Annotated in this window: 13 protein-coding genes; 4 read left to right on the top strand and 9 right to left on the bottom strand. The window is 49.2% G+C overall.

The annotated features are described in order from the left end of the window. Positions 1-33 precede the first annotated feature (33 nt). The 4 genes from glnA to hflX all read right to left on the bottom strand — a co-directional run bounded on the left by glnA (position 34) and on the right by hflX (position 4,486). Complete coding sequence (glnA, locus tag ASF99_RS04440) at positions 34-1,380, bottom strand: type I glutamate--ammonia ligase (RefSeq protein ID WP_023467759.1); 1,347 nt, start codon at positions 1,378-1,380, stop codon at positions 34-36. 45 nt (positions 1,381-1,425) lie between these two features. Continuing rightward, on the bottom strand, positions 1,426-1,824 hold the full coding sequence (locus ASF99_RS04435; RefSeq protein ID WP_023467758.1) for a MerR family transcriptional regulator: 399 nt from the start codon (positions 1,822-1,824) through the stop codon (positions 1,426-1,428). Positions 1,825-1,964: 140 nt separating this feature from the next. Further along, positions 1,965-3,242 carry a methionine gamma-lyase family protein gene (locus tag ASF99_RS04430; RefSeq protein WP_035398134.1) on the bottom strand — a complete coding sequence of 426 codons (1,278 nt, stop codon included), beginning with the start codon at positions 3,240-3,242 and terminating at the stop codon, positions 1,965-1,967. Positions 3,243-3,244: 2 nt separating this feature from the next. After that, complete coding sequence (gene hflX / locus ASF99_RS04425; RefSeq protein ID WP_055967172.1) at positions 3,245-4,486, bottom strand: GTPase HflX; 1,242 nt, start codon at positions 4,484-4,486, stop codon at positions 3,245-3,247. 138 nt (positions 4,487-4,624) lie between these two features. On the opposite strand from hflX, the gene ASF99_RS04420 reads away from it, so the two are divergent. Next, positions 4,625-5,596 carry a tyrosine-type recombinase/integrase gene (locus ASF99_RS04420; RefSeq protein ID WP_023467755.1) on the top strand — a complete coding sequence of 324 codons (972 nt, stop codon included), beginning with the start codon at positions 4,625-4,627 and terminating at the stop codon, positions 5,594-5,596. A 109-nt stretch (positions 5,597-5,705) separates the two neighbouring features. On the opposite strand, the gene hfq is transcribed toward ASF99_RS04420, so the two are convergent. Both hfq and miaA read right to left on the bottom strand, forming a co-directional pair. Then, positions 5,706-5,954 (bottom strand): RNA chaperone Hfq, encoded by a 249-nt coding sequence (gene hfq / locus ASF99_RS04415; RefSeq protein ID WP_023467753.1) that lies wholly within the window; start codon positions 5,952-5,954, stop codon positions 5,706-5,708. Between the two features lie 48 nt (positions 5,955-6,002). Beyond that, complete coding sequence (miaA, locus tag ASF99_RS04410) at positions 6,003-6,929, bottom strand: tRNA (adenosine(37)-N6)-dimethylallyltransferase MiaA (protein ID WP_055967169.1); 927 nt, start codon at positions 6,927-6,929, stop codon at positions 6,003-6,005. 506 nt (positions 6,930-7,435) lie between these two features. Between miaA and ASF99_RS04405 the strand changes: the two genes are divergently transcribed. After that, on the top strand, positions 7,436-7,963 hold the full coding sequence (locus tag ASF99_RS04405; protein ID WP_055967168.1) for a shikimate kinase: 528 nt from the start codon (positions 7,436-7,438) through the stop codon (positions 7,961-7,963). A 36-nt stretch (positions 7,964-7,999) separates the two neighbouring features. Here ASF99_RS04405 and ASF99_RS04400 read toward each other — a convergent pair whose 3' ends face one another. Both ASF99_RS04400 and ASF99_RS04395 read right to left on the bottom strand, forming a co-directional pair. Then, positions 8,000-8,998, bottom strand: a complete 999-nt coding sequence (locus tag ASF99_RS04400; RefSeq protein WP_023467749.1) for an ABC transporter permease — start codon at positions 8,996-8,998, stop codon at positions 8,000-8,002. Continuing rightward, positions 8,991-9,911, bottom strand: coding sequence for an ABC transporter ATP-binding protein (locus tag ASF99_RS04395; RefSeq protein WP_023467748.1), 921 nt, complete (start codon positions 9,909-9,911; stop codon positions 8,991-8,993). Before ASF99_RS04395 ends, ASF99_RS04400 begins: the two co-directional genes overlap by 8 nt. Positions 9,912-10,037: 126 nt before the next feature. Here ASF99_RS04395 and ASF99_RS04390 point away from each other — a divergent pair, with 126 nt between their 5' ends. Continuing rightward, the gene (locus ASF99_RS04390) at positions 10,038-10,802 is read left to right on the top strand and encodes an SGNH/GDSL hydrolase family protein (protein WP_023467747.1); all 765 of its coding nucleotides are present in this window, start codon (positions 10,038-10,040) and stop codon (positions 10,800-10,802) included. 38 nt (positions 10,803-10,840) lie between these two features. On the opposite strand, the gene ASF99_RS04385 is transcribed toward ASF99_RS04390, so the two are convergent. Further along, entirely contained in the window at positions 10,841-11,191 is a 351-nt protein-coding gene (locus ASF99_RS04385) for a DoxX family protein (protein WP_029341233.1), read from the bottom strand. 207 nt (positions 11,192-11,398) lie between these two features. Here ASF99_RS04385 and ASF99_RS04380 point away from each other — a divergent pair, with 207 nt between their 5' ends. Continuing rightward, positions 11,399-12,529 carry a S1C family serine protease gene (locus ASF99_RS04380; protein WP_055967165.1) on the top strand — a complete coding sequence of 377 codons (1,131 nt, stop codon included), beginning with the start codon at positions 11,399-11,401 and terminating at the stop codon, positions 12,527-12,529. The last annotated feature ends 28 nt before the right edge of the window (positions 12,530-12,557 follow it).

The raw sequence follows: 12,557 nt of genomic DNA, 5'->3' as shown, positions 1-12,557 counted from the left end.
TCCGGACAGAAGTCCGAAAGTGCTTGAGTTGGATTAGAACAAGACCATGTACTGATCGCGTTCCCATTCCGTGACTTGCGTCCGGAACATATCCCATTCGATTTCTTTCAATTCAACGAAGTGCTCTGCGATGTGATCGCCGAGAGCGTGCATGACGACGTCATCCGCTTTCAAGACTTCGAGTGCGTGGCTGAGTGTTGATGGAAGATCATCAATTCCGTTTGCAACGCGTTCCGGTTTGTCCATGACGTAGATGTTGCGGTCGATTGGAGCCGGTGCTTTCAAGTTGTTCTTGATTCCATCAAGACCTGAAGCGAGCAATGTCGCAAGCGCAAGGTACGGGTTCGCTGCTGGATCGACTGAACGAACTTCGATCCGAGTCGAGAGTCCACGTGCTGCAGGAACACGGACGAGTGGTGAACGGTTACGCGCTGACCATGCGACGTAGCAAGGTGCTTCGTAGCCAGGAACAAGACGTTTGTATGAGTTGACTGTCGGGTTACAAACCGCTGTGAACGCACGAGCGTGTTTGAGGATACCTGCCGTGAAAGCACGTGCATCATCCGACAATTGCATGTCTTCGTTGCCTTCATCGAAGAAGACGTTCTCGTTGCCTTTGAAGAGCGACATGTTCGCGTGCATGCCTGATCCGTTGACACCGAAGAGTGGTTTTGGCATGAATGTCGCGTGCAAGTTGTGCTTCGCAGCAATCGTCTTGACGACGAGTTTGAACGTTTGGATGTTATCCGCTGTCGTGATTGCATCCGCATATTTGAAGTCGATTTCGTGTTGACCTGGAGCAACTTCGTGGTGTGATGCTTCGATTTCAAAGCCCATGTTCTCGAGCTCGATGACGATCTCTTTACGGCAGTTTTCACCGAGGTCGACTGGTGCGAGGTCGAAGTATCCACCTTGGTCGTTCAATTCAAGTGTCGGACGACCTTTTTCATCTTTCTTGAAGAGGAAGAATTCTGGCTCTGGTCCAACGTTGAATGATGAGAAACCGAGCTCTTCCATCTCTTTAAGTACCCGTTTGAGCTGACCACGTGGGTCTCCTGCGAACGGCGTGCCATCCGGATTGTGGATGTCACAGATTAAACGTGCAACTTTCCCTGTTCCATCTTCTGTCCATGGGAAGACGACCCATGTGTTCAAGTCTGGGAAGAGATACATATCTGATTCTTCGATCCGGACGAATCCTTCGATCGATGAACCATCGAACATCATTTTGTTATCAAGTGCTTTTTCCAATTGGCTTACTGGAATCTCAACGTTCTTGATCGTTCCGAGGATATCTGTGAACTGTAAGCGAATGAAGCGTACATCCTCAGCTTTAGCGATTTTCAAAATGTCTTCTCGTGTAATGTTGCGACGTGTCATGTGACAAATCCCCTCTCCGATTCGTTTTTATATGGTTACAGGTCCTTACTTGAAGAAACGCCCGAGCTCACCTTGGATGAGCGACGTCTTTCCATGTCGTCCTGCTTCCTTCAATTCATTTTTCAGGAGTTTATACAATTCGCCGTCAGATAGTTCCGGGCGCGTCTCGACGACGCTCTCCGCAACGCGTTCGCGTTTGACAAGATCGTTTTCAAAAATCAATTTGATCCCTGCGATATTCAGTCCCTGATCCAGGTATTCCTTGATCGACAACAAGCGATCGACATCGTTGAACGAATAGAGGCGACGCTTCGTCTCTGTCCGCTCCGGTTTGATCAGTCCTTGTTCTTCGTAGTATCGGATCTGGCGGGCAGATAACGCGGTCAACTCTTGAACGACTCCGATGGGAAATAGTGGCTTGGACTGGCGTGATGAGTCTGCCATGTGGTTCCTCCTTTTTCCTTACTCCATGAGAATAAACCTCTGTCAGGCAACTTGTCAAGCGATGTGAGAAAAGTTAACACAACTTTTTTAATCACTTTACATGAAGTCGTTCAGAGGTCTTTTCACGAGATATTCTAGTATTAAACGTTTTTTTCTGGAATTAATTGTTTTTCCATCAAGTGATTGACGGCTGAGATGATGGCTATCTTGACGTGGCTATACGTCAAACCACCTTGGACGTATGCGGTATAGGGCGCACGGATCGGACCATCCGCTGATAACTCGATCGATGATCCTTGTACAAAAGTCCCTGCTGCCATGATGACATCGTCCGCATAGCCCGGCATATAATCCGGAATCGGTAACGCATGTGCATTGACGGGTGAAGCGGCTTGAATCGCCTGACAGAAGGCAATCATCGGCTCTGGCGCATGAAACGAGACCGATTGAATCAAATCCGTCCGCTCTGCCGTATGATGAGGTGCCGTGTCAAAGCCAAACTGACCAAGCATGCTCGACGTGAACATCGCGCCCATCAACGCTTGGCTCACCGTATGTGGTGCCATATAGAAGCCTTGGTACATATCCGGAAGTGCGGATAACGATGGACCGGCTTCGGCGCCAATCCCTGGTGTCGTCATCCGGAATGACGCTCGTTCAATCAAATCAGTCCGACCGACTAGATAACCGCCAGTCTTCGCAAGTCCACCACCCGGATTCTTAATCAACGATCCTGCCATCAAGTCCGCCCCGACGTGTGTCGGTTCGATCGTCTCGACGAACTCACCGTAGCAGTTATCGACGAAGATCAGTACGTGCGGATGAACGGCTTTGATGGCAGCAATCGCTTCTCCGATCTCGTTGACCGGCAGACTACGTCGTGTCGCATAGCCTTTTGAACGCTGAATCCCGACGACCTTCGTCTGTAGTGTGATCCGTTCGAGAACGGCCGGTACGTCGATCGTCTCGGCGTTTTTCATCTCGACGACATCATACTGGACGCCCAGTTCCTTTAATGAACCGCGTCCGTCACCACGAATTCCGACGATCTCTTCAAGCGTGTCGTATGGTTTTCCTGTGATATAGAGCAATTCGTCTCCTGGCAATAACAAACCGAACAACGCTATACCGATTGCATGGGTTCCGCTGATGATTTGCGGACGACAAAGACCGGCTTCCGCACCGAAGACATCAGCATAGATCCGTTCGAGCGTATCGCGTCCTTCATCGTTGTAGCCGTAACCTGTTGACGGCATGAAGTGAAAATCACTGACCTTGTGACGTCGGAACGCATCGAGGACGCGGAATTGATTGTATTCCGCGACCTCTTGCGCTTTCTTGACGTACGGGGCGATCTGTTCCTCCGCCCGGTCAATGAGCGGACGGAGCGTTTCGTAATGGGTTAATTCTGAAAACATGTTTACACCTCGTATTGTTTCAATGTCGCGTATAGACGCGTATCTTTACGCAAGTAACCTTTTAGAATGACGGAACCATCTTCTTCGAACGATTCCTTCAAATTCATCATGACTTCCTTCGCCGGATTGTAATGGGCAAATCCGTCAACTGGAATACGAATCTCGAGATACTCGAGGATTTCGCTGATCGAACGTTCGATCTCTTCGATCAAGCGCTCGATATCCTGCGGGTCAAGCGCAGAAATCAGCAGTTTTCCACCTGTGAACAAGCGGTTCAATTGATCCTTCTTGTTGTAGACTTCGAGTTGCGGAATGTCACCGGCACCGAGTTCATCGAGGACATCGTTCGTCGTCTGCATCTGATTCAAGTAATACTCACTCGACGCATCAACGACATGGAGGATCAAGTCGGCTTCCAGCACTTCCTCGAGTGTCGAACGGAACGCCGCGATCAACTTCGTCGGCAGATCTTGAATGAAACCGACCGTATCCGTCAGGAGAATTTGACCACCTTCCGGCAAATCGACTTGACGTGTCAACGGATCGAGCGTCGCGAACAACTCATCCTTCTCGTATGTGTCGGCTTGTGTCAACCGGTTGAAGATCGTTGATTTGCCAGCATTCGTATAACCGACGAGCGCGATTTGGAATGTCTGGTTCTCTTTGCGACGTTCCCGGTAACGGGCACGGTGCGCGACGGATGTCTCGAGTTGTTTCGAGATCTCATCGACCCGACGCCGGATATGACGGCGGTCCGTCTCGAGTTTCGATTCACCTGGTCCACGCGTCCCGATTCCGCCACCAAGACGTGACAGTTGTGTGCCCTGCCCGGCAAGACGTGGTAAGAGATAACTCATCTGTGCCAGTTCGACCTGCAATTTCCCTTCGCGTGACTGGGCTCGGCCAGCGAAGATATCGAGGATCAACTGCGTCCGGTCAATCAATTTGATGGCTTCCGGGTCCGACAAGGCGATCCGGATATTCTTCATCTGACCGGGCGTGACCTCGGCATTGAATATGATTAAATCAGGTTCAAGTTCGTCTGCTAAAGCAACGAGTTCTTCAACCTTTCCTTTTCCGATGAACGTACGGCGATCAATCGCTTGTCGTTTTTGATCCAGACGACCGACGACGACACCATGCGCAGTCGTTACGAGTGCTTCGAGCTCCGCGACCGATTCTTCATAGACATGGTCCGGGACACCGGGGAGCTGGCAACCAACGACGATGACGCGTTCTGACATAATATCATTCCTTTCACGAGTAAAGACGTACTGCGCCCTTTATCATACCACAGGCACCGGTTCGTCTGAACTTTTTTGGACAGGAAACATCCGTTCGGTTTATGATGGAAGAAAGATTACGATAAGGGGAGGAAAACCATGGCACGCGAACAGTCGTATACGCTTCCAGAGTTCATTGAACGCTATTTGTTTTATCTAACGACAAGTGGACGGCAACTTTCGACCGTCCGCCGCTATCGCTATGATTTAATCGAAGTCCATCGCTACATGACCGATGTCGACCAACCACTCGAGACGATCGACGATTTCAAGGCGATTTCGATCGAGACGTGGAAGACGTTCATCAATGAATACTTGATCGAAGAGAAACTCTACCAGCAAGCAACGGTTGCCCGGATCGTCACCGTCATCAATCAAGTCAATTATCAGATTCGACAAACGAAGGCGAAGCTGATTGAATACGCACAACCGACGCACGAATTGACGGCAAAACACGTCGCTTCCTTCAAGGAATATGAACAATTGGTCCGGACGAATCAATCCGATCGCGGCTTGACGGAACATCAATTGAAGGCACGTCCGTTTTTAATCGATCGAAACGAACTGATCCTTCGATTGTTTTATCGCTACGGTCTACGTGTTCATCACATCATTGGTTTGAAGATGCATGACCTTAATTTCGCCCAGCAAGAGATGACTGTCCACGATCGCCTTGGTAACCGTTACCTGCTCCATCTCGAGCGGGAAGATCAAGACATCATGTTGCGTTACTTGAAGACGATTCCGGAACCGGTCCGTCCCCGTTATCACAGCACCGACCCCTTTTTCGTCGCCTTCGACTTTGCTCGGATGACGTTCCGCTGGGTTTACAGCAAAAATGCACCGAAGCAACTGTCGATCGTCATGATCACGAAGATGATGCGTCAGTTGAATGAACGGTCCGATAATAAACGGGTCTTGACACCGTCGATGTTACGCAACAGTTTTATCCTGAAAACATATCAGGACGAGATGACGAAGGAAGAACGCCTACAGAAGACATGCCTCTATAAGGATGTCTCGCTCCGACGTTATGAAGAAGCAGTCGAGGAACTGACACCATTACTGTAACGACACGTTTACGATGGAGTGAAGCAACTGTCATTTTTCGCTTCACTTACGAAGTGCCACACCTGAATGAAACCTAAAAAAAAGACGACCCCCCGGTCGTCTCTTTTACTTAGCGAGAGACTTCTTGTGTCTCTTCTTGCTCATATAACGTCACGTTGCGCGCTGGTGCGAACGTCGAGATTGCGTGCTTGTAGATCAACTGCTGTTTGCCTTCCGACTCCAAAATGACCGTGAAGTTATCGAATGACTTGATCAGCCCCCGTAATTGATACCCGCTGATTAAGAAAACCGTTGTCGGGACTGCATCTTTCCGTAATTGATTTAAAAAGACGTCCTGAATGTTGTATGTCGCTTTCATGATTCCCCGTGCCCCCTCTTTTTATCTGTTTCTGTCTTCGGGCAACTCTTATTTAACCGCTTTCAGAAACTCTACAGTTCTATCATAGATAATTTTGAACGTTTCTTCAAATGAAAACTTTCCCATATCCACCCAAACGCCATCAAATTGGTGACGGAACCACGTCAATTGACGTTTCGCGAAGCGTCGCGTGTTCCGTTTCAGCATATCAACGGCAGGATCGAGTGGTGCTCCGTCAAGGACTGGTAACATCTCTTTATAACCAATTGCTTGCAGCGCCTTCGTGTGTCGATACCCGGCAGCTTCCAGACGCGCCACTTCCTCAAGAAGCCCACTTTCGACCATCATATCTACCCGTTGATCGATCCGATCATACAAGCGATCCCGGTCTTCCATGTGTAGGACGAATAGTAGACTCTCATAAAGTGCCGGCTTACTACCGGTCGTTTGTGTCTGACCGGTCCGCGCGACCTCAATCGCCCGAACGACCCGCTGGATATTATTCGGATGAATCGCTTCGGCACGCACCGGATCGAGTTCCTTCAACTGGTCATGCAATGCATTCGCTCCGTGTGTCGCCGCGTACGCTTCGAGTTTAGCCCGTAAAGCTGGATCTTCCGCCTGCTCGGTGAACTGGTAATCATATAAAATCGACCGGATATAAAGCCCTGTTCCACCGACGATGATCGGTAACTTACCCCGACTTGCGATCTCATCGATCGTCGCTCGGGCAACCGTCTGAAAACGCGCTACACTCATCTCGTCGTCCGGTGTCACAAGATCAAGCAGATGGTGCGGCACCCCTTCCATCTCTTCGGTCGTTACTTTGGCTGATCCGATGTCCATCCCTTGATAGACTTGGACGGAGTCTCCCGATAAGACTTCTCCGTTTAATCGTTTGGCTAGTTCAATGCCCGTCTTCGTTTTTCCGACTGCCGTCGGTCCGACGATGACGATGACTGGTTGTTTCTTCATTTTTCTTCACCCATTCTCTATCTTTTCATTCTGCTTCGAGTGTACCACAGCCACTTCGATGGATTAAAAAAATCCATGAAAAAACCGCCCATTCTGGACGGCTTCCACTTGCTCGACTTATACGCGACGGATGAAATCGTCATAAATGGCACTAAAGATGCACCACCCACAAATGACGACGCCTGTCAGCATGATGCCCCAATCTGCCATGGTCGTTCCTCCTCTAATCATCGTTATTCTCTCTTTTGACGGTTTACACAGAATATAAACCCTTTCGAGCAGGTTTGACACCAATTCTTGGAATCAGTATGATAAAAGTACGATTGGTACGTAGCGCGGAGGCTGACCTGCATCGGCTTCCTATTAGAGGCACTGCCTCTCGATTCCATGTCTTGTGCTTGCACGAGGCGACATAGGGAGAATTCGTTCTTCCAAGCGACAGGTCCGGCATCATGCCCGGGCCTGTTCTGCGTGCCGGTACATTATTTCGAAAGGAGCCGATTGTTGTGCGTATTCAAATCATTGGTGGATCAGGTACCGGAAAAAGTACACTGGGCGCCTTCATCGGACAAGCTGAACAGATTCCCTGGATTGATACCGACCATTATCTTTGGACAGATACGACGTTCACTGAAAAGCGAGAAGTCTCCGAGCGATTTTCCATGTATGAAGCAGATCTTATGTCTTACAACGATTACATCGTCTCCGGCTCTGTCTTCGCTTGGCATCCGGATGGTTTCATCAATCGGGACTTGCTTGTCTTCCTGTCGCTCGACGAATCGGTTCGGATGGAACGTCTCATCGCGCGCGAAAAAGCACGATACCCAGATTTTACAGGCTCCAATGAATTCCTTGACTGGTGCCGGACGTATCACACGGCGACGGATCCATCGATGATCGGTACGTTCGCAGAACACCAGTATCAGATGGACCAGTCGATTTCCCCGATTCTGATAGTAGATGCTTCGTTATCGACACAACTTCAGTATCAAAAAATAATCGAGACATACGATCGTTTGTCGCTTCATCCATGAAAAACGGGTCCCCCTCTATAGGTGGACCCGTTCGTCTTAATACATATCTTTTTGTGTGAAGTTCCAAAACGCAACGATTAGCGCCGCGACCGTCCAACAACCGAGGACAGCAAGTGAGAACGGAAGCGTCATTCCTTCGATTGGTGGTGCTTGTCCATCGAGATAGTTGATCAGTCCGAAATTGACGTTGACTAGATATTTCGAGCTCGTCCAACTTGAACCAAGCGTCGTCAGTAACGTACCGGAAATCAAGACTGCCATCATGATCCCGATCCCTGTCGCTGTGTTTTTGACGAGAACAGAGACCATCAAGGCGATCGTTCCGACAACGGCTGTGACGATCCACGCTAGACCGACTGCCATCAAGAGGTACTCCCACATCGGTAACGTATGCACGAACTCGGTCGAGAACGTACCGCTCGGTGAGGCTTGGAAACCGGTCAAGATCGGTGCGGTCCAGCCGTCATAGCCGAGGACGATCCCGGATATCGCGTAACAGACGGCGACGGTCAATGCCATCAACATCGACGTATAGAGTAACACCGTCAACCATTTCGCCATCAGGATTTTCCAGCGCCGGACTGGTCGCGACAGGAGCGTCTTGATCGTTCCATCATTTTGCTCCCCACTGACGATATCCGCCATGATGACGATGATGAACAGCGGTAAGATCAGCGTCAATCCTTGCGAGAAGAAGATCCGGATGAACGTCGGGGCTCCCGGATAGTTCGGGTTGATGTCGTTATCGAGATAGTATTGATTTTGTTTGAGGTCAAACTCAAGGAACTGACGGAACTCATCTTGAATACTGCTAGAAGCAAGACGGTTCTGCGTGTCGACGATGTCTTGTTGTAACTCAACCCGCCAATCGAGCGTTCCCTGCTTTTTGATTTGTTCTTGGATGTCTCGGTACTGTGCGTACGTAAACATCGAGACAAGAACGACGAGAATGATCGCAACGACGGCAAAACGACGTTTCGAAGCAATTTTCGTCACTTCATTTCGTACGAGACCGATCATGTTCGGATTACGCAATGTGATCGCCTCCCGTTAACGTGATGAATAGATCTTCGAGCGTTTGGACCTTCCGTTCAATCGTCCAGACTTCGACCCCTGCTTCGAGCAGCTGCTTATTGAGCGCTGGTGTCTTGCTTGCATCCATCAAAGTATGAACCGTATTCGCATCGACGACTTCGGACACTTGGACTAAATCGGATGCTGATAAAATCTCATTCGCCTTAAAGGCATCATCGACACGCCAGTCAACGCCTGGTGCGAGCGACTCGACCAGTTCCTTGACCGTTCCGACTTGAACGATTTTGCCATAACTCATGATTGCAACTCGATCGGCAAGCATTTCGATCTCAGCCAAGATATGACTCGAGACGAGGACCGACAGTCCCGTTTCCTCGACGAGCCGGCGGATGAATTGACGTAAATCCCGAATCCCCATCGGATCGAGACCATTCGTCGGTTCGTCGAGAATCAAGACGCTTGGTCGTCCGAGTAATGCTTGTGCGATGCCGAGACGCTGCCGCATCCCGAGCGAGTATGTCCGGACTTGATCATCAACACGCGCCGTCAAATCGACGAGATCGATGACTTCCTGAATCCGAGCCTCATCGACATTCGGTAACATCCGGGCAAAGACTTGTAGATTTTCGCGACCCGTTAAATACTTATACAACTCTGGATTTTCAACGATCGAGCCAATCCGCTCCATCGCTTGGACGAACTGTTTGCGGACGTCAAAGTCACAGACCGTGATTTTACCGGACGTCGGTTTGATCAAGCCGACGAGCATCCGGATCGTCGTCGTTTTTCCTGCCCCGTTCGGTCCAAGGAAGCCAAAAACTTCACCTGGTTGGATCTCAAACGAGATATTATCAATGATCGTCTTTTTTCCGATCACCTTTGTTACACCTTCTAATTTCACTGTTGGTTTCACGTCTCTCACCTCTTATTGTCTATTCTAGCGGAATAATGAATCATTTGACTTGTCAGAACACTTCATTTCCGCACATTCTTTCAACTTTTGCTACAATCAGGTTAGAACCTAGAAGGAGGAACGTTCATGAAGCGATTACGCTGGCCCCTGTTTTTAACCGTCTCACTCGTTTTGACGGCAATCTTTGGATACGGCTTCGTCAGTGCCTATAGTGACGTCGTCAACCCACCAAAACGTGCCGTCTTGACACCTACGAAGGAAGAGCCTGTCAAAAAAGGCGGGACGTACGTCGCGCTTGGTGATTCCTTGACACGTGGTGTCGGAGCATCAAACGGCAATAGTTACGCTGCAATCGTCGGACGCGATCTTGTCAAAGATAACACTGTCGAGCGCTTCCAGAATCTTGCCGTCAGTGGTGCCCGGACGGAAGATTTACTGAAACAACTAGAACAAAAAGAAGTCTTACGCTCAATCAAACAAGCAAAAGTCATCTCGGTGACGATTGGCGGAAATGACTTATTCAATCGTGGTGAAGGCGTCGCAAACTTCAATGCGAAGAAGACAGCCGAAACCGTCACGACGGCACAAGCGAACTTGAAAAAGACGTTCAGTATCCTACGAGAACAAAATCCGGATGCTGTCATCTTCTACGTCGGGCTCTATAATCCTTTCCGCGCGACGGAAAACGGTGAAGCATTCGATGCCATCGTCCAAGATTGGAACGCAAAATCACGGACGCTCGGTATCGAGTACGATGTCGAGATCATCGACACGTTCAATCTCGTGCGTGACGTCAAACGTGATTTATCGAGTGACCAGTTCCACCCGAACGATTCTACCTACGAAGAGATTGCAAAAGCTTCCTTACTTGCTGTCAACAAACGTTTTTAACAATAAAAGCCGCCAATTTGGCGGCTTTTTGTTCCGATTCATTTCAGGCGTTTCGCAAGAGAGACGAGTCCCCATTGGAGCGGCAACCGTGTCCAAAGCAACCAAGACGGAAGACGTTTTCCATTAATCGGCTTCGGATTGACTGCCATGTTGACGTTTGCGGGTAAGACTGCATATAAGAAGGCAGGAAGAGTCTTACGAACGAGGTGCACCCCTTTTCCTGTCAACAACATGACACCGTAAGCGATTTCGATGACACCTGTCACTTGAACGAAAAAGCGCTTGAACGGAATGAACGACGGCATGATGCTGACGAATCCTTTTTCATTACGGAAATGACCAACTCCCGCAAACAACAATCCTGCTCCATAGACTAGACGCAATAGCATTATGTTCCACACTCTCTTTCTGTTAATGAAATATATGTTCGAGACAGCTTCAGTGTATCGAACTGACCTGATTATCTCAACTTTTAGAAATTGTCGTCGAATTATGGGGAATGATGAGTCATTTCGGAATGTCTCCCGTAATCAGTGAAGAGGTTGTTTCATTTGCTATGATGAAATCAGAAATCATACAGAGAGGAATGATGACTTATGGCTGGAAAAACGAAAGCACTTTTACCTGGATTGACTGGAGGCATCATCGGCGCGGTCTTGACGGCTACGGTTGCCTTTCCGATCCTACTCGATCAAGAACAGCAGGTCGCTGATACCCCACTATCAAATGGTATGCCAAAACAAGTCTCGACGACATCGAATGATCCGGTGACGAACGCAGTTGCTACGGCTCAAAAATCTGTCGTGACCGTAACGAACTATCAAGCGGGCAACTCGATGTCGCAACAAGAAGCAGCGGCTGGTTCAGGGTCCGGTGTCATCTATAAGAAAGAGGACGGTAAAGCATACATCATTACGAACCATCACGTCGTCGATGGGGCATCAAAACTCGATATAACGTTGAATGACGGCAAGACGCTCTCAGCCAAGTTGCTTGGTAGCGACGAAACCTATGACTTAGCTGTGCTTGAAGTTGACGCAAGCGATGTTCCGGGCGTCATCACACTCGGGAAATCAGCGGACTTAAAAGCCGGACAAACGGTCCTTGCAATCGGTAACCCGCTCGGTGAGTTCCAAAACTCCGTCACACGCGGAATCGTCAGTTCGAAAGACCGGACCGTACCGGTCGATACGAACAGTGATGGACAAGACGACTTCAATACGACAGTCATTCAAACGGATGCCGCAATCAACCCTGGTAACTCAGGGGGTGCCTTGATCAATGAACAAGGACAACTCGTCGGAATCAACTCGATGAAAATCGCTGAGTCTGGTGTTGAAGGCGTCGGCTTCAGTATCCCGATCGATGATGCATTACCAATCCTCAAACAGCTTGAAACAAACGGTAAAGTTGAGCATCCGACGCTCGGTGTGTCCTTACAAGACGTTGCGGCGTTCCCTGCCGGTTATCTTAAAGATCAAGTCAAACTACCAGACAGTCAAAAAACAGGTGTCGTCGTCATGTCAGTCGAACCGAACAGTCCAGCTGCTGCGGCTAAACTGAAAACAGGTGACGTCATCACGAAAATCAATGACTCCGAAATCAAAGCATTCGTTGACATCAAAACGGCACTGATCAAATCAGATGGACCGCTCTCCTTGACGATCATCCGTGATGGGAAAACAATGACGGTCGAAACCAAAACAACGACGACCGACCAGCTGTAAAGCTTCAGCCTGACGTTTCGTCCGCCTT

The organism is Exiguobacterium sp. Leaf187 (assembly GCF_001423925.1).
Taxonomy (GTDB): domain Bacteria; phylum Bacillota; class Bacilli; order Exiguobacteriales; family Exiguobacteriaceae; genus Exiguobacterium_A; species Exiguobacterium_A indicum.
The sequence above is the reverse complement of the archived record's forward strand: the minus strand, read 5'-3'. Positions and strand labels throughout refer to the sequence as shown.